Origin of the sequence: Kitasatospora sp. NBC_00315 (assembly GCF_041435095.1) — a bacterium.
Classification (GTDB): Bacteria; Actinomycetota; Actinomycetes; order Streptomycetales; family Streptomycetaceae; genus Kitasatospora.
This window is the reverse complement of sequence record NZ_CP108025.1, coordinates 5447371-5463820: the sequence shown is the minus strand read 5'-3', so window position 1 is coordinate 5463820 and position 16450 is coordinate 5447371. Positions and strand designations below refer to the sequence as shown.

At 74.8% G+C, this 16450-nt stretch carries 13 protein-coding genes; 4 read left to right on the top strand and 9 right to left on the bottom strand.

Translation table 11 applies throughout. The features are described 5' to 3' along the window. Positions 1-64: 64 nt before the first annotated feature. The 3 genes from OG823_RS22695 to OG823_RS22685 form a co-directional block, all read right to left on the bottom strand. A complete protein-coding gene (locus OG823_RS22695; protein WP_371481446.1) occupies positions 65-1507 on the bottom strand; it encodes an aldehyde dehydrogenase family protein in 1443 nt (480 codons plus the stop codon). A 161-nt stretch (positions 1508-1668) separates the two neighbouring features. After that, positions 1669-3243, bottom strand: a complete 1575-nt coding sequence (locus tag OG823_RS22690) for a PucR family transcriptional regulator (RefSeq protein WP_371481445.1) — start codon at positions 3241-3243, stop codon at positions 1669-1671. 246 nt (positions 3244-3489) lie between these two features. After that, positions 3490-5559: an ATP-binding protein gene (locus OG823_RS22685; RefSeq protein ID WP_371481444.1), complete on the bottom strand. Its 2070-nt coding sequence runs from the start codon at positions 5557-5559 to the stop codon at positions 3490-3492. A gap of 253 nt (positions 5560-5812) precedes the next feature. Between OG823_RS22685 and gabT the strand changes: the two genes are divergently transcribed. Beyond that, the gene (gabT, locus tag OG823_RS22680) at positions 5813-7168 is read left to right on the top strand and encodes a 4-aminobutyrate--2-oxoglutarate transaminase (RefSeq protein WP_371481443.1); all 1356 of its coding nucleotides are present in this window, start codon (positions 5813-5815) and stop codon (positions 7166-7168) included. 433 nt (positions 7169-7601) lie between these two features. After that, positions 7602-8261, top strand: coding sequence for a phosphatase PAP2 family protein (locus tag OG823_RS22675; RefSeq protein ID WP_371481442.1), 660 nt, complete (start codon positions 7602-7604; stop codon positions 8259-8261). 7 nt (positions 8262-8268) lie between these two features. Here the strand turns inward: OG823_RS22675 and OG823_RS22670 are convergent, their stop codons facing one another. Further along, the gene (locus tag OG823_RS22670; RefSeq protein WP_371481441.1) at positions 8269-8610 is read right to left on the bottom strand and encodes a DUF2218 domain-containing protein; all 342 of its coding nucleotides are present in this window, start codon (positions 8608-8610) and stop codon (positions 8269-8271) included. 239 nt (positions 8611-8849) lie between these two features. Here OG823_RS22670 and OG823_RS22665 point away from each other — a divergent pair, with 239 nt between their 5' ends. After that, positions 8850-9344 (top strand): MarR family winged helix-turn-helix transcriptional regulator, encoded by a 495-nt coding sequence (locus OG823_RS22665; RefSeq protein ID WP_371481440.1) that lies wholly within the window; start codon positions 8850-8852, stop codon positions 9342-9344. Here OG823_RS22665 and OG823_RS22660 read toward each other — a convergent pair. Beyond that, positions 9238-10176, bottom strand: a complete 939-nt coding sequence (locus OG823_RS22660) for an EamA family transporter (RefSeq protein WP_371484613.1) — start codon at positions 10174-10176, stop codon at positions 9238-9240. The genes OG823_RS22665 and OG823_RS22660 overlap by 107 nt on opposite strands. A 94-nt stretch (positions 10177-10270) precedes the next feature. Here OG823_RS22660 and OG823_RS22655 point away from each other — a divergent pair, with 94 nt between their 5' ends. Then, positions 10271-11176: a LysR family transcriptional regulator gene (locus OG823_RS22655; RefSeq protein ID WP_371481439.1), complete on the top strand. Its 906-nt coding sequence runs from the start codon at positions 10271-10273 to the stop codon at positions 11174-11176. A 54-nt stretch (positions 11177-11230) separates the two neighbouring features. Here OG823_RS22655 and OG823_RS22650 read toward each other — a convergent pair whose 3' ends face one another. The 4 genes from OG823_RS22650 to OG823_RS22635 all read right to left on the bottom strand — a co-directional run bounded on the left by OG823_RS22650 (position 11231) and on the right by OG823_RS22635 (position 16444). After that, positions 11231-11998 carry a ZIP family metal transporter gene (locus tag OG823_RS22650; protein ID WP_371481438.1) on the bottom strand — a complete coding sequence of 256 codons (768 nt, stop codon included), beginning with the start codon at positions 11996-11998 and terminating at the stop codon, positions 11231-11233. A gap of 235 nt (positions 11999-12233) precedes the next feature. Next, a complete protein-coding gene (locus OG823_RS22645) occupies positions 12234-12665 on the bottom strand; it encodes a DUF6278 family protein (protein WP_371481437.1) in 432 nt (143 codons plus the stop codon). Between the two features lie 56 nt (positions 12666-12721). Next, the gene (locus OG823_RS22640) at positions 12722-14494 is read right to left on the bottom strand and encodes a restriction endonuclease (protein WP_371481436.1); all 1773 of its coding nucleotides are present in this window, start codon (positions 14492-14494) and stop codon (positions 12722-12724) included. 114 nt (positions 14495-14608) lie between these two features. Continuing rightward, positions 14609-16444: a hypothetical protein gene (locus tag OG823_RS22635; RefSeq protein ID WP_371481435.1), complete on the bottom strand. Its 1836-nt coding sequence runs from the start codon at positions 16442-16444 to the stop codon at positions 14609-14611. Between the last annotated feature and the right edge of the window lie 6 nt (positions 16445-16450).

Here is a 16450-nt window from a genome sequence, read left to right as displayed (position 1 = left end):
CGCAGACGGCCGGGAGCCCCGGCACCGGACGAACGGTGCCGGGGCTCCCGGTGCGTCGAGGGCCTCAGAGGTCCAGGCCGGTGAGGACCATCACCTTCTCCTGGGTGTAGTCGTCCATCGCATAGCGCACACCCTCACGGCCCACACCGGAGTCCTTGACCCCGCCGTAGGGCATCTGGTCCGCGCGGTACGAGGGCGCGTCACCGATGATCACGCCGCCGACCTCCAGCTCCCGGTGGGCCCGGAAGGCGGTCTGCACGTCGTGCGTGAAGACACCCGCCTGCAGGCCGAAGAGCGAGTCGTTGACGGCCGCGAAGGCCTCGTCGGCGCCGTCCACCCTGTGCAGCGAGAGGACCGGGCCGAAGACCTCGCTGGTGGCGAGGATCGCGTCCGCGGGCAGCTCGGCGAGCACGGTCGGGGCGTAGCTCGCACCCTCGCGGGTGCCGCCGGTGAGCAGCTTGGCGCCCTTGGCGACGGCGTCGTCCACCCAGGACTCCACCCGCTCGGCCGCCTTCACGTCCACCAGCGGGCCGACCTCGGTGGCCTCGTCCTCGGGGTCGCCGGTGACCTGCGCCCGTACCTTGGCCACGAGCTTCTCGACCAGCACGTCGTAGACACTCGCGTCGGCGATCACCCGCTGCACCGAGATGCAGGACTGGCCGCCCTGGTAGTTGGCGAAGGTCGCGATGCGCGAGGCCGCCCACTCCAGGTCCGCGTCCGAGGACCAGTCGGCCAGCACCACGGCCGCGGCGTTGCCGCCGAGCTCCAGGGTGACGTGCTTGCGCGGCACCGAGTCCATGATCTGGTAGCCGACCGTGTCCGAACCGGTGAACGAGATCACCGGCAGGCGCTTGTCCTGCACCAGGGCGGGCATCCGGTCGTTCGGGACGGGGAGCACGCTCCAGGAGCCGGCCGGCAGATCCGTCTCGGCCAGGATCTCGCCGAGCACCAGGGCGGAGAGCGGGGTCGCCGGGGCCGGCTTGAGGATGATCGGGGCACCGACCGCGATCGCCGGGGCGACCTTGTGCGCGACCAGGTTCAGCGGGAAGTTGAACGGGGCGATGCCCAGCACCACGCCGCGCGGGAAGCGGCGCACCACCGCGAATCGGCCGGTGCCGCCCGGGTCGGTGTCCAGCCGCATGGTCTCGCCGTTGGTCCGGCGGGCCTCCTCGGCCGCCCAGCGGAACACCGAGACGGCCCGGCCGACCTCGCCGCGGGCCCACTTGATCGGCTTGCCGTTCTCGGCGGTGATCAGCCGGGCGATCTCCTCGGTGCGCTCGGCCAGGCGCTTGGCCACGTGGTCCAGTGCGGCGGTGCGCACGTGCGCGGGGGTCGCGGCGAACGCCGGGAGGGCGGTCACCGCGGCGGCCACCGCCTCCTCGACCTGGGCCTCGGTCGGCACCGCGACCCTGCCCACCAGGCGTCCGTCCCAGGGGTTGTGAACCTCGAAGTCGCCGTCGCCGCTCGCCCGGCGGCCGGCCAGCCAGAACTCATGGGTGGTGGTCACGGTGGTACCGGCCCTCTCCTCGTCGTCTGCACCCCACCGACGTGGAGCTCGAACCCCACGGTAGGACGGGCCGCGCGCTCGGCGGATTGGACAGTGCGTAGCGCTCGACAGCCGGAGCACTCCAGATCGGACAGAAGCCGAGCGCCCTCAACGGCCGCGGGTCACTCCTCGCCCGAACGCAACGCCAGCCAGAGCTCCATCCGCACGTCCGTGTCGTCCAACGAGCGGCCGAGCAGCTCCTCCACCCGGCGCATCCGGTACCGCAGAGTGTGCCGGTGCACGCCGAGATCGGCCGCGGCCGCGTCCCACTGGCCGTGCCGGGAGAGCCAGGCCCGCAGCGAGGCGACCAGGTCCCCGCGCGCCGTGCGGTCGTGCTCGCGCAGCGGCCGCAGCAGTCCCTCGGCGAAGGCCGTCACGGCCTCCTCCCCGAGCAGCGGCAGCAGTGAACCCGCGCCGACCTCCTCGTGGTCCACCGACCGCCGGCCGCCGCGCAGGGCCACCGCGAGGGCCCGCTCGGCCTGCGCGAAGGCGCCGCCCGCCTCGTCCAGCGCGGCCGGCGCGGACACGCCCAGCGACAGGACCTCGTGCTCCTCGACGACGCCCAGACAGGCCCGGTGCACCGCGCCGTTGTCCAGCGCCAGCACCGTCAGACGGGGCCCGGCAGCGCCGTCCTCGCGCGCCACCAGCAGCCGCTCGCCCACCCGGCCACCGGCCTGCTCGGCCCGCTCCGCGAGTTCGGCGAGCGCCTCACCCGACTCGGCCGGCTCGGCGCCCGGCGCGGCGCCGGCCACCAGGACCCGCGCCGTCCCCTCGGGCAGGCCGCCGAACAGCCCGATCGCGACCTGTCGGGCCGTCGCGACCTCACCGGCCAGCACCATCCGCAGCAGCGCGGCGCCCATCCGCTCCTCGGCCTGGCGCAGCTCGCGCGAGCGCTCCAGGGTGAGCGTGAGCAGCGCGACCGCGGCGTTCAGCACGTACCGCTCGGTGGGGGTGATCCGGTCCTCGGTGCCGACCGCGAGGAAGCCGCGGGCCCGGCGGTCCGCGCCCAGCGACTGGACCACCACGTAGTCCTCGTCGGCCGTGTCGATCCCCGGGGAGCGGCCCTGCAGCGCGGCGCTGGACGGCGCCGGGCGCCGGCGCAGCCGGTCGACCTCGGCCGCCAGCCGGCCCGCCCGTCTGGCCGCCCAGTCCGGCGCGACCACCGACAGCGCGCCCGAACCGTCGTACAGCGCGGCCCAGCCGCCGAGCCGGGCCGCCAGCCGGCGCACCACCGCCGTCGTGCCGTCCTTGCCGAGCGCGGCCCGGGTCAGCTCCTCCTGGGCCTCGAAACTGGTGGTCACCGCCTCGTACTGCTCGGCGGCGATCGCCGCCGAGACCACCTTGCTGATCGCGATGAACGGCGTCGGCTCCGGCACCCGCAGCAGCGGCAGCCCGCGCTGGGCCGCGGCCTCCACCAGGGGCTTGGGCACCTCGGCGTGCGAGAGGCCGACGCCCAGACCGAGGCCGACCACCCCCGCGTCCGCGAGCCGGTGCACGTACGCCTGCATCTGGGCGGCCGTGCGGCCCAGTTTGATGCCGGTGGTGAGCAGCAGCTCCCCCCCCTCCAGGAAGGGGGTGGGATCGTCCAGCTCGCTGGTGTGGACCCAGCGGACCGGCCGCTCCAGGTGGTCCGCACCGGCGAGGACCGTCAGGTGGAGCGTGGTGTTGCGGACGACGGACGCGAGTGTGGGAGGCATGGCACCTTCGGTGGGACGACCTGACCGCGCCGTTGCGGCCGGGCGAGGAGGGGGACTCTGTCTCTCATTATGGACGCTCCGGACAACCGGCACCGCCGAATCCACCGGGACGGCGATACGCACGGTCCGCCCGGGGTCGGGCGGGGGCGGGCGGGCGGTGCCGGCGGCCCGGCCGGCGCCTGCCCGGCGCGCGGTGGCTGATGGCGCGGGCCGGCGGCGCAGGCGGGCGGGCCGCCGGTGGCGCCGTCAGCCGCGCAGGTCCACCAGCAGCGGCGGGACCTGTGCACCGGTCACCGCCGTCAGGGAGACCACCGCGTGCCCGGCGGGCAGGGCGTGGGCCAGATCCGAGGCCGACCAGCGCAACCGCTCCACCTCGCGGGTGGTGACGCTCTCGGTCTGCGCCGTCGTGCCGGACAGCGCCTTGCGGCCGATCCGGCCGGCCCTGCGGAGCATCCCGCCGGAGGTGTCCGGGGCGTGCGTGACGGCGGTCTCGCTCACCAGATGCGTCCCCCAGGCCTCCGAGAACAGCTTGCCGTCCCACGGCGCGATCCCCGGAAAGGCCATCCGGCAGCCGACCGCCCCGAACAGCGCGGCCCGCAACGCCTCCGGCAGGTCGACCAGCGTGCGCAGCAGCAGCACCGCGCCGGCGTTCGCGCCGCGCATCCGCTGCAGACCCCGCACGACGGCGCCGTCCAACGCCGCCGACGCGTCGTCCACCACCAGGCCCGCGAACAGCGAGCGGTCCGCCCGCGCGGCCGAGGCCTGCACGAACTGCCCCACCACCAGCCGGGACAGCATCCGGGCGGCCTCCGGGTGGCTCAGCTCCGGCAGTTTCACCCGCACCCGCAACGGGTGGTCGAGGGCCCGCATCGCGAAGGCCGGCCGCCCCGTGCCGTCCGTGGTGAAACACCCCTCGAAGGCCGGGCGGTCCAGCAGGGCGAGCCGGTCCGCGAGGAGCGCCCCGGGATCGTCGGCCCGGCTGCGTCCCCGCTCGCGCTGCTGCAGGTCGCGCTCGTAGCGCTCCAGCAGTCCGGCTGCCCGCAGCGCCTTGACCAGCGCCTCCACACTCTCCGGCTCACCGCCGAGCAGCCCGCGCAGCTCCCGCACACCCGGGTAGCGCCGGAAGGCGGCGTGGAAGGGCCCGACCACCTGCTGCAGCGCGCCGTGGGCACTCTCGGCCCGGGACGCCAGCTCGTCCGGCAGCAGGGCGTCGGCGAGCCGGGCGGCGGCCTCGTCCGGGTCCTGCGCCGCGCCGTACAGGTCCAGGCCGTACACCGAGGAGCGGTCCCCCGGCGCGATCACCACGTCGTACCAGGCGTCCGGGCCGAGATCCGCGTCACCGGCGCCGATCACCACCGCACAGGCCGTCCCGGCCAGGGCCTGCAGGCAGAGCGCCTCGGCCAGCGGCCGGGCCAGCCGCGAGGTCTTCCCGGTGCCGGGTGGCCCCACCGCCAGCAACGAGGTGCCGAGCACGGCCGGATCCAGGGCGAAGCCCGCCCCCCGGTGCGCCGGCGGGTTCTTCGGCACGTCCTGCGCCGCACCCAGCCGGACCTGACGGCTCAGCAGGTCGTGCCGGCCCGAGCGGGCGGGCAGATCGCGTGCCTCGGAGGGGTGGGCGCAGGCCGCGCCGCCCCGCGCCGTCACCTGCTCGGTGAACGCCGGCAGGATCTCCGGATCCGCCAGCACCACCTCCCAGGCCCGCCGGATCCGGACGTAGTCGACGTCCCCGACCGCCTCACCGTCCAGCACCCCCGCGGCGACACCCGCCCCGGCCTGCCGCAGCTGCGCCCAGGGGTCGGTGCGACCGGCGGCCTCGGCCGCGTCGGGCGTGGCCGGCTCCTCGACGGTCACCGTGCGGGAGAGCAACGGGGCCACGTAGCGGCGCCAGACCTCGGGCCAGCGGCCCATCCGGCCGAAGACTTTGAGGACGGCGGCCGCCACCAGGACGTTGACGAGGATTCCGACGACGGTCACCTCGGTCGCCGACGGATTCTTCACCCAGACAGTGAGCACGATCAGGTGCAGCACCAACTGAGTCCCATATACGAAGCCCAGCCACCCCACCACCGCGTTGAGCCCCGCCCGCAGCAGCAGCGGCCCCGCCGCCACCTTCGCCGCCTCGGCCCGCGCCGGATCGGCCGGCCGGTAGCCCTGGCGGTACACGCCCGGCTCCGCCTCCGGCCGCGGCTCGCCGACCCAGGCAGCCAGGTCGAAGGAGGGCGCGAGCGGCTGTGGCAGGCCACGGGCCGCCTGCTGGGGCATCGGCGGCGGGACCGTGGTCCGCTGCCCGTACCCGTGTGCGCCGTCCAGTCCCATTTACGGCCCCGCTCCCTCGCCCGCCCCGGCAGGCCGATTCCCGTCCAGCCATACCCATGCCGCCATACCCATACGGTCCTACCGGCGACACGCCCGCGCTCAATGTAGTGGAGCGCGGCCTGCGCGTAGTCGGCGACGCCGCGCTGGCCGCGCAGGACAAGTCGGACGGCGCAGTGGTACCGAGTGGCGCATGCCCGGGCCAGTGCGGCGGCCGTAGCCTGCGAAGACCGAGCCGAGAAGTCTGGAGAACACCATGAGCGCCGCAACGCCGCTCCCGCAGGAGCGCCGCCTGGTCACCGCGATCCCCGGTCCGAAGTCGCAGGAGCTGCAGGCCCGCAAGCTCGGCGCGGTGGCGTCCGGGGTCGGCACCACCCTGCCGGTGTACGTGTCCCGCGCCAACGGCGGCGTACTGGAGGACGTGGACGGCAACTCGCTGATCGACTTCGGCTCCGGCATCGCCGTGACCAGTGTCGGCAACAGCGCCGAGGCCGTCGTGGCCAAGGCCGCCGAGCAGCTGGCCGCCTTCACGCACACCTGTTTCATGGTGACCCCGTACGAGGGGTACGTTGCCGTGGCCGAGCAGCTGAACGAGCTGACGCCGGGCGACCACGAGAAGCGCACCGCGCTGTTCAACTCGGGCGCCGAGGCGGTCGAGAACGCGGTGAAGATCGCCCGCTCGTACACCAGGCGCACCGCCGTCGTGGTCTTCGACCACGGCTACCACGGCCGCACCAACCTCACCATGGGCCTGACCGCCAAGAACGTGCCCTACAAGCAGGGCTTCGGCCCGTTCGCCCCGGAGATCTACCGGGTGCCGGTGGCCTACCCCTACCGCTGGCTGACCGGCGCGGAGAACTGCGCCGCCGAGGCCGCCGCGCAGGCGATCGACATCATCAACAAGCAGATCGGCGCCGACAACGTGGCGGCGATCATCATCGAGCCGATCCAGGGCGAGGGCGGCTTCATCGAGCCCGCCCGGGGCTTCCTGCCGGCGATCGTCGAGTACGCGCGGGCGAACGGCATCGTCTTCGTCGCCGACGAGATCCAGACCGGCTTCTGCCGCACCGGCGACTGGTTCGCGTGCGACGACGAGGGCATCGTGCCGGACCTGATCACCACCGCCAAGGGGATCGCCGGCGGCCTGCCGCTGGCCGCCGTGACCGGCCGCGCCGAGATCATGGACGCCGCCCCCGGCGGTGGCCTGGGCGGCACCTACGGCGGCAACCCGGTGGCCTGCGCCGGTGCGCTGGGCGCGATCGAGACGATGCGCTCCGAGGACCTCAACGGCAAGGCGCGGCGGATCGGCGAGGTCATGCTCGGCCGCCTGCGGGCGCTGCAGGAGAAGCTCGCCGACTCGACCGTCGTCAACGTCGGCGAGGTCCGCGGCCGCGGCGCGATGATCGCGATCGAGCTGGTGAAGCCGGGCGGCAAGGAGCCGAACCCGGAGGCCACCGCCGCCGTCGCGAAGGCCTGCCACGCCGAGGGTCTGGTCGTGCTGACCGCCGGCACGTACGGCAACGTGCTGCGCTTCCTGCCGCCGCTGGTGATGCCGGAGCACCTGCTCAACGAGGGTCTGGACATCATCGAGGGCGCGTTCTCGCGCCTCTGAGCCCCCGGCCGGGTCCGGCGGCACGTCCCCGGCGGCACGGTCCACGGCGACCGGGCCGCCGGGCGTTCACGGCGCTGGTGCACCCCACCGCGACGGTGCACTCCACCGGGTGAAGATGCTGTGCAAAATCGCTGAAGCCGCCGGGCCGGACAAATCCCTTGACGTACTGTCATCACAGATGGACAGCGAGCCTCGACCATTGGCGGACCAGCCTGCGGCACCCTCCCTGACGGAGGTGCCGTCGTCGATCCGCGAGGACAACCAGACCGCCCCGGCGAAGGCGGTGCACACCGAAGACCGATCGACCGACCGTCCGGCCCACACCCCCCGGGGCGCACGGAACGGCGATCACCATGGCCGTCCCGGAGCTCTCCCCCCCGCTCCTGGGCGGCCGCTTCGTTCCCGGCTCCGCCTCCCGCGGGGCCGCCGGGCGGTGCTCCCCGCCGCCCTCGTCGTGCAGGGCCTGGTGCTGGTGTCGGTCTCCTGGCAGGTGGCGGCGGACGGCCCGCTGCTCGGCCTGGACCGCCGGATCCGGCAGTCCGTCCACTCCCTGCGGCACGGCCTCTCCAGCTCCCCGGTCGACCGGCTGGGTGAGCTGCTGTCCGATCTCGGCGGCTCCCTGCCCGCCGGCTCCGTCCTGCTCGGCGCCGGCGCGCTGGCCGCCTGGCGGGCCCGCCGGGCGGGGGTGCGGCGCTGGTGGCTGCCGATGCCGGTGGCGGCGCTGACGGCGGGGCTGATCCCGCTGCTGGTGGTTCCCGCGAAGGCCGGGTTCGCCCGGCCCGGCCCGCTCGGACTTCCGCTGACGCCGGAACAGTGGGGTTGGTACCCGTCCGGCCACACGGTGACCGCGAGCATCGCGTACGGCGTCGCGGCGCTGCTGCTCGGCCGGACGCTCGGCACCCGGGCGCGCCGTCTGCTGTACGGGGTCGCCGCGCTGCTCCCGGTCGGGGTCGGCCTGGGGCTGCTGTGGTGCGACTACCACTGGTTCCTGGACGTGGTGGCCGGCTGGTGCATCGCCGGGCTGCTGGTGCCCGGGGTGTCCCGGCTGCTCCCCGGCGCACCCGAGCGGGCGACGACCGACCGCGAGGACTGAGGGGCGGTCAGCTCCCGTCCTCGGCCGGCTGCTCGTTGCGGTGGACCAGGCCCGGCTCGCCGCTGTCGCGGTGCCACGCGACGACCAGTTCGTCGCGGGCGCCGAAGCGCACCAGATGGCGGCCGACCACGTCCTCCAGTTCGGCGAGGTGTCCGGCCTCGCCCTCCACCGCGAGGAGCAGGGCGTCGGGCTCGGCGGCGAGCGTGCCGCGGCCGCCGCCGAAGGTGAGTTCGCCGCGGCCGGTCTCCTCCGACCAGGTGGCCTCGATCCGCCGGCCGAGATGGGCGGCGAGCTGCTTGGCGTAGCGGGCGGCGCGGTCGGTGGTCACACGGGCTTCGGAACGGGGCATGGGTGCTCCAGGGGTCTTCGGAACGGCCGACAGGTAGGCCGGGCAGGCCCGCCAGGGGCTGCCGGGAGGCCCGGGCACCACCCGGCCGGAGGGGTCGAGGTGAGCGACTCCGACGAACTTAGGGTGCCCTCACTCGATTGCAGAGTAGCTCACATAGTGAGTCTGACTCAACATATTTCCCGAACCCGCGCCGACCGGCCGATACCCTGGGGCGAACCGCTGCCGAGGAGACCCCGCCGATGACCGCCACGCCGCCCGAGACCGCCGCCGAGCTCGCCGACGAGATGACCCGGGCGATCAAGCGGATCCGGCGGCAGACCATGCACCGGCTCGAACCCTTCGGCATCACCCCCGGCCAGGGCCGCGCCCTTCGCACCCTCGCGCACGCCCCGGGCTGCGAGAGCACCCGGACCATGCGGCTCAGCGACCTCGCCGACCGGCTGCACATCGCCCCCCGCTCCGCCACCACCGTGGTCGACGCCCTGGAGGAGGCGGGCCTGGTCGAGCGGACCCCGGACCCGGCCGACCGCCGGGCCGTCCGGATCGTGCTCACGACGGCCGGCTGGTCGGCGGTCGAGCGGATCGGGCAGGTCCGGCACGAGGTCGCCCAGGAGTACTTCGGCCCGGTCAGCCCGGCCGACCAGGACGCGCTGCTACAGGCACTGCGACGGGCGGACGCCGCCTACGGGGCAGCCGGCGCGGAGCCCCGGGCGACCCCGGACGCAGCGCGGTGAGCCCGATCCCGGCGACCACCAGCAGCGCCGCGCAGCCCGCGGTGAGGCTGACCGGCTCCCCCAGCAGCAGCCAGGCCGAGGACATCCCGAACACCGGAACCAGCAGCGAGTAGGGCGCGACGGCGGTGGCGTCGTAGCTGCGGAGCAGATAGCTCCAGGCGACGAAGCCGAACAGCGTCGACACCAGCCCGACGTACGCGATGGCACCGATCCCGGCCGCCGTGATGCCGCGCAGCGCCGCCAGGTCCGCGGCTGGCCCCTCGACCAGCAGGGAGAGGGCGAGCAGCGGCAGCGGCGGGACGGCGCTGACCCAGACCATCCAGCGCAGCGCGTCCGGCGGGGAGGCCTTGCGGGTCAGTACGTTGGCCAGGCCCCAGGCCACCGCTGACGCGACGACCAGGGCGAACGCCCCGACCGGACCACCGAGACCGTGGTCGACGGCGGCCAGCGCGATGCCGCCGAAAGCGATGGCCAGGCCGATGATCCGGCGACGCGCGGGCCGTTCACCGAGCATCGCGGCGGCGAAGAGCACGGTGAAGACCGCCTGACTCTGGAGCACCAGCGAGGACAGCCCGGCCGGCATCCCCGCGTGCATCCCGAGGAAGAGCAGTCCGAACTTCACCACCCCGAGCACGAAGCCGACCCCCAGGATCCAGCGCCCGGCGACCGCCGGCCGTCCGACCACGAACACCGCCGGCAGCGCGACCACGGCGAACCTGAGAGCGCAGAAGAGCAACGGCGGGAAGTTCTCCAGGCCGATGTGGATGAGGACGAAGTTGAGCCCCCAGACGGCCGCGACCAGCACGGCCAGGGCGATGTGACGCGGACTCATGGCGGTGCTCGATGCGGGCATGCCCCGAGCATGGCGGCCCGGCATCGTGCAGCACCAGCGATGATGTCTGAACGCTACGGTTTAGCATTGCTGCATGATGGATCTCGGACGGCTCCGCGCCCTGCACGCGGTCGCGGTGCACGGCTCGGTCGGCGGCGCGGCCGCCTCGCTCGGCTTCACCCCCTCCGCCGTCTCCCAGCAGATCGCCAAACTGGAGCGGGAGACCCGGACTGTCCTGCTCGAACGGCAGGGGCGGGGAGTCGTCCTCACCGACGCCGCACGCGAGCTGGCCGCCACCGCGCAGCAGGTGCTGGCCCTGGTCGAGCAGGCCGAGGTGACGCTGGAGGAGCAACGGGGCCAGGCCGTCGGCCGGCTGCTGCTGGCCGCCTTCGCCACCGGCGCGCGCGGCCTGATGCCCGGCGCGCTCGCCGATCTGCGCACGCGCTGCCCCGATCTGGACGTCCGCCTGCTGGAGAGCGACCCCTACCCCGCCGCCGAGCTGGTCGCCCGGGGCGAAGTGGACCTCGCCCTCGTCCAGGACTGGCCGACCGTACCCCTGCCGGTGCCCGAGGGGCTCTCCCGGATGGAGCTCGGTGAGGACCCGGTGGACCTGCTGCTCCCGGCCGGCGACCCGCTGGCCGACCTGGCCGTGGTACCGGTCGGCCGGCTCTGCGGCCTGCGCTGGATCAGCGTGCCGCCCGGCAACATCTGCCACGACTGGCTGGTGCGGACCATGCGCGAGGCCGGCGAGGAGCCCGACGTGGTCCACCAGGTCGGCGAGTTCGAGACCCAGATCGCGCTGATCGCGGCCGGACTCGGCGTGGGGCTGGTCCCCCGGCTGGGGCGCGGGGCACTGCCGCCCGGGCTCGTCGCCCGCCCGGTCGCGCCCGAACCCACCCGCCGGGTGTTCGCCCTGTGGCGCACCCAGGCCTCGCGCCGCCCCGCCATCACCGAGGCCCTGGCCGCGATGCGCGAGCAGTGGACGACGCTGCGCCTCTGACGCTCCCGGCGCCGGGGCCCCGACCGCGGGACCGACCCTCCCGCCATCGGGGCGCTAACCCGCGAAACCGATCACCAGCCACATGAACCCCACGCCCGCCAGGGTGCAGAGCAGGGTGTTGCGCGAGGGGTGCGGGCTGTGCGCCTCCGGGAGGATGTCCGAGGTCGCCAGGTAGAGCAGGAAGCCGGCGAAGAACCCCAGGTACAGCCCGAGCAGCTGCTCGGGGATCGTGAAGAGCAGGGTGATGGCGGCCCCGGTGACCGGTGCGAGGGCGTCGGCGCCCAGCAGGGTCAGCGCCCGGCGGCGGTTGTTCCCGTACATCCGGGTGATCGTGTAGGTGTTGAAACCGTCGGCGAAGTCGTGGGCGACCACCGCGATCGCCACCACCGTGCCGACCGTGCTGCCCGCCTGGAAGGCCGCGCCGATGGCGAAGCCGTCCATCAGGCTGTGGCCGACCAGCGCACCGGCCGCGGTCAGCCCGACGCCCTGGGCCTGCGGGCCGTGCTGCGGGTGGCGGTGACCGTGCGCGTGGGTGTGCTCCGCGTACTCGCCCTCGTGGCCGCGGTGGATCGCCACCGCGCGCTCGATGATGTGGATCACCAGAAAGCCCGCCGCGAACATCAGCAGCGCCTGCGGCACCCCGTGGACCTCCGACGGAGCCGCCCGGAGCGCCTCGGGCAGCAGGTCGAACGCCACCACACCGAGCATCAGCCCGGCCGCGAAGCCGAGGACGAGGTGGCGGCGGTCGCCGGTCCGCTGCGCGACGAAGCCACCGATGAGCGTCATCAGAAACGCTCCGGCGGCCACCAGGATCGCGGTCATCGCGGTCTCTCTCCTCCCCCGGCCCCTCGGCCCTACCCGGCCCAAGTCTGTGGGCGGGCCCGCCGGTCCGCCCGCCGGACGGACCGTCGGAGTGAGCCGGGCGACGCCCCGGCCACGCCCCGGCCACGGACGGGCCACGGGCGGACCACGGACGGGCCACGGACGGGCCCATCGCCGGTCACAGCCGGGTTGGTCGCCGGTCACAACCGGGGTCGGCCGTCCGTGACAGCCGGGGTCAGTCGTCCGTGGTCTCCAGGTAAGCCGCCGTCAACTGAGGAGTGCCGGTCTGCGCCCAGGACCGGCCGACCGCCGTGACGTCGAGCCGGCGGCCGTCGAGCAGCACGACCAGCGGGCTGTCCTCCCCGGCGAGCTCCCAGCGGGCCCCCGGGACGGTCCGCAGGACCACCGTGCCGAGATAGAACCCGGCGTCGTTGCCCAGCCACGTGTAGCCGTCGGGGTCGTCCCGCCAGCTGGGGAGCAGCTGGTCCAGGGCGGCCAGCGACGAGACGCTGTCGTCCAGCGCCAGGCCCGCGCCGTCGGCCAGCTCCCGCAGTTGCTCGCACTCGGAGAGCAGTTCGGCCATCGCTTCCTGGTCCTGCACGGGTGAGGGGCGGCCGGCGGAGTGTCCGTGCCGGGCCCGCCACCTGTCGACGAATCCGATTCCCATCGGCCCAGCCTGCCGCCCCCGCGGTCGATCCGCACGCCCGCCGCGCGCGAGCGGCCTCAGACGCCCGCGCCCAGCGGCAGCCCGAGGTGCGTACGGGCCAGCTCCCGGACGCCGTCGCCGTCGACCAGGTGGATGTGCTGGTGGCTCTCCTCCCCGGTGAGGTCCAGGGCGGCCTCGCTGAACCGGCCGGTGGTCAGCCGCAGGCCCCTGTCCGCGGCCTCCTCCCGGACCGCCTCGGCCAGCGTCCTGATCTCCTCCTCGGCCACCGGCGCCACCGCGCGGGAGGCCCAGACCACCCAGCGCCCGGGCAGCGCACTGCCGGCCTCACCCTCGCCGGTGGCGACCAAGCCCGCGGGGCCGCGCAGCCGCACGCTCCACCCGTCCAGCCCGCCGCGGGTCAGCAGCTCCCGGACGAGCTGGACGAACTCGTTCGCCGACAGGTCACCGGCCGACGGCACGGTCGGGCCCGCCGCCGCGGCCGGCGCGACGCCCGCGTGCGCGTACGGATCCGGCGTGACGGCGGCGCCCAGCCCGCGCAGCCGGACCAGTGCCTCGTCGCGTTCGGCGTCGGCGTAGACGCCGTCCCCGTCGAGCTCCTCGTAGGGCTCGGCGGCGGGCAGCAGCCTGGTCCTGGCGAGCGCGTCACGGTCGGCGTCGACACTCACCAGGCACAGGGCCGGGGCGTCGGCGCCGACGCGGAGCCAGCCGTTGAGCACCACCCCGGCCAGTATCTCGTCGGTGTCGACGGCGTCCGCCGCCTGCAGGGCCCGCAACGCCAGCCGGGCGACCAGCCGCAGGTAATCGGTGGCCCGGTCCCCCGGCGGGCGCGGCACCGGGAGGATGTCGCCCTCGGGCGTGAGTCGGTAGCCGCTCAGCGCGGGTACGAGGTCCAACGGCGGCAGGTCGAGGTCCAGCACCACCGTGCGGGTCAACGACCGGAAGACCGCCCGGCACGGCACGGGCAGATCCTGGGTCGCGCTCTCGGCGGCCGCCAGCGCCCGCTCGATCAGGGACTCCACGGCGGCGGGCTCGGCCAGCCGGTAGGCGCGGCGGCACTCCTCCAGGCTGTCGTTGTACTCCCGTACGGCCCGTGCCCTGGCCTGCTCCGCCTCCTCGTGGGCGCGCCGCGACTCAGCCTCGCCGGAGACCACGGCCTCCGCCCGACGGGTGCGCCACTCGCGCAGGGCCCGCTGGTGGGTCAGCCGGGCCTGGGCCAGACCCCGCTGGTAACCGGAGTCCAACAGGCTGCGGGCCGGTCCCTCCTCCGGGTCCGCACCGGCCGGCTGCGCCGGTGCGAAGTCCTCCCAGCGGGGCTCGGCGCCCAGTCCGTCGGCGTCCCCCGCCCCGGCCGGAAAGGGGCGCGGCTCGTAACGGCGCAGCTGGCTCTCGAAGTCCATCGCGGAGACCGGAAGCGCGGCCCGCCGCAGCAGGTCGGCCAGCCGCTCGTGGTCGGCCCGGACCGCGAGGGTGCGGTGGTGGGTCAGTGCGGCGGCCCGGCCGTGCGCGGCGACGGCCTCGTCGGTGCCGGAGCCCGTTCCGACCCGATCGTCGGGTACCGGGCCGCCGGACGGCGCACCGTCGCCCCGCGGGTCGACGCTCCCCCCGTCGCCCCGCGGATCGGACGGATCGCCGCCGGAGGCCGCGCCGAGATCACGGAACACCGAAGCCAGGAAGCCGGGCTGGAGGCCCGTGGCGGCACCCTCCGCCAGGGCCTGCGGGCCGGCCCCCGGCATCGCTACCGGCATCGCGTCGGGAATGGCGTCCAGAATGGCGTCCGGCAGGCCGCCGGGCCCGTCGGGTGAGTGGCGGCCGTCTGGTGAGTGCTGCATCGGCGGTCGTTCCCCCATGCTCGTCCGGCGCTTGCCCCGGTCGGACCACGGCCCCGTGGCCGGCCCCTGCCGGACATTGTCCACCGTACGGGTGCACCCGGTCAGCCAAGCCTCTCAGTTGGTACGGGTGTTGGTCAGGTGCAGCCCGATGTAGCCCACGTAGATCCGGCCACTGCCGGAACAGTCGTCCAGGTAGTGCAGCCGGGGCGCCGTTCGTCCGCCGCCGATCCGCAGGTGCGCCCCCATGAACGCGCGCCTGGACGCGTCAACGCACTCCGGCACGGGCAGCATCCGCTCCCGCTTCCACTTGGTGTGGCTGAATACCGTCTGCGACTCGCCCCGGACGGCCTTGCGCGGCGGGAAGTGGTGGCAGCCGGGCGGTGTGTGCTCGCACCACTGCTTGAAATCCCCGCCGGCGTCGCCGCGGACGGCCGCCACGGCGTACTCCTGAAGGGCCGTCATCCCCTCCCAGGTCAGCCTGGCCCAGCCGGCGCAGGTGCCCAGACCGTCGAGTGCCAGGGCCGACTTCTGGTCCCCGGTGAAGCTGAGCAGCGGGAACTCGGGCAACCGGTCCATGAGTTCGGCGAAGGTGCCGGGGGCGTCGTCCTCCTCCGCCCTGGCCTCCTCGGCGAGACCGGCGAGAGCGGCCGCCGCCGGAGCGCTCCGGTCGAACCCCGCCGGAGCCGAGCCCTTGGACCCGCCGGCCGAGCCGTCGCACTCCGCCGCTCCACGGACCGGGCCCGCCGCGCCGCCGGCGCAGAGACGGCCGGCCAGCACCCGGACCTGCGCGCCGACGTGCCTCAGCGTGGCGTACTGCTCGTCCGACTCCGTGCGCAGCAGGTGCTCGCGCCGCCTGGAGTGCCGCAGACTGTGCCGGATCAGCTGCAACTCGTCCGCCCTGGCCTGCTGCTCCTGGCGGTCCTGTTGCTCGTGCGCGGGCCGGTCGGCCGGCGGTGAGCCGGGCCGGCGCGCGGCCGGCGGTACGCGCAGCACCGGGACGGCGGCGAGTGGCTCCGGCAGTGGCAGTTCGGCGGCGAGCCGGCGGGGCTCACGGGCGAGCAGACCGGCGGCGCGGCGCAGATCCTCCTCTATCCGGCGGCGCGGCATCACCGGGTGCCGGGCCCCGTCGTGCCGCGAGGCGGGATCGACCTCCGGGAGGTAGGTGCGCACCGCCCCTCCGTACACCGAGTGGTACTCCAGCGCGACGTTGAACTCCGTGCGGGCCGAGGGATCCAGCACGTACAGCGTGGCCAGCCCGGGCAGCTGGTGGCAGAGCGGGCGGACGGTGCCGGCCAGCCAGTCGTCGAGGTCGAGATGGGCCGGGACGCTCGCGACCACCGTCGGCAGCCGCCGTTCGGGGTCGCAGAGCTCGTCGATCAGCGCATCCACCTCCTCGGCCCTGATCACGCGCGGGCCGTCGTGCACCGCGGCCGGGCCGTCGGTGGCGTCGAGCAGGGGCAGCAGGGTGCGGGCGAGCTCGGGGAGGGGGACCTTGGTGGGTGTGCGCACACCCGGATCCGAGGCGTGGTACTCGGCCTCCAACCGGACCCAGGTCGGCCCTTCCGCCGCTGTCGCCAGGGTGAGGGTGAGCTGATGGGTGCCGTGCGGGGCCGGGGTGCGCAGTCGGCGGCGGGTGTACCGGCCGGCGCCGGCAGGGGGAGCCGTACCGGCGGAGCCGGTGCGCAGCGGTCCGGCGTCCCGGTCCAACAGGATCCGGTCACCGAGCCGCAGCCGCTCGGCCGGCGCGTCGAGGGGGGCGGGTGCCGGAGAGACGGGCGGGGGCTCGTCGCAGCCCTCCTGTTTCAACCAGGCGTAGAGCCGCTGGTCGGCCAGGGCGACGGCGTCGGAGTGCGTCAGCGTGGTGGTGACGGTCATCCGGTAGGGCGTCGCGGGGCTCCGGGGGCCGGGCAGATCGGGCTGGGCCGGCGACGGGGAGCGGTCTGATGTCATGCGCGG

Excerpts from the sequence above, each read along its gene's own strand:
- OG823_RS22690 (WP_371481445.1), bottom strand. The coding sequence starts at position 3,243 with ATGCCTCCCACACTCGCGTCCGTCGTCCGCAACACCACGCTCCACCTG.
- OG823_RS22685 (WP_371481444.1), bottom strand. The coding sequence starts at position 5,559 with ATGGGACTGGACGGCGCACACGGGTACGGGCAGCGGACCACGGTCCCG.
- gabT (WP_371481443.1), top strand. The coding sequence starts at position 5,813 with ATGAGCGCCGCAACGCCGCTCCCGCAGGAGCGCCGCCTGGTCACCGCG.
- OG823_RS22670 (WP_371481441.1), bottom strand. The coding sequence starts at position 8,610 with ATGCCCCGTTCCGAAGCCCGTGTGACCACCGACCGCGCCGCCCGCTAC.
- OG823_RS22665 (WP_371481440.1), top strand. The coding sequence starts at position 8,850 with ATGACCGCCACGCCGCCCGAGACCGCCGCCGAGCTCGCCGACGAGATG.
- OG823_RS22660 (WP_371484613.1), bottom strand. The coding sequence starts at position 10,176 with ATGAGTCCGCGTCACATCGCCCTGGCCGTGCTGGTCGCGGCCGTCTGG.
- OG823_RS22655 (WP_371481439.1), top strand. The coding sequence starts at position 10,271 with ATGATGGATCTCGGACGGCTCCGCGCCCTGCACGCGGTCGCGGTGCAC.
- OG823_RS22650 (WP_371481438.1), bottom strand. The coding sequence starts at position 11,998 with ATGACCGCGATCCTGGTGGCCGCCGGAGCGTTTCTGATGACGCTCATC.
- OG823_RS22645 (WP_371481437.1), bottom strand. The coding sequence starts at position 12,665 with ATGGGAATCGGATTCGTCGACAGGTGGCGGGCCCGGCACGGACACTCC.
- OG823_RS22640 (WP_371481436.1), bottom strand. The coding sequence starts at position 14,494 with ATGCAGCACTCACCAGACGGCCGCCACTCACCCGACGGGCCCGGCGGC.
- OG823_RS22635 (WP_371481435.1), bottom strand. The coding sequence starts at position 16,444 with ATGACATCAGACCGCTCCCCGTCGCCGGCCCAGCCCGATCTGCCCGGC.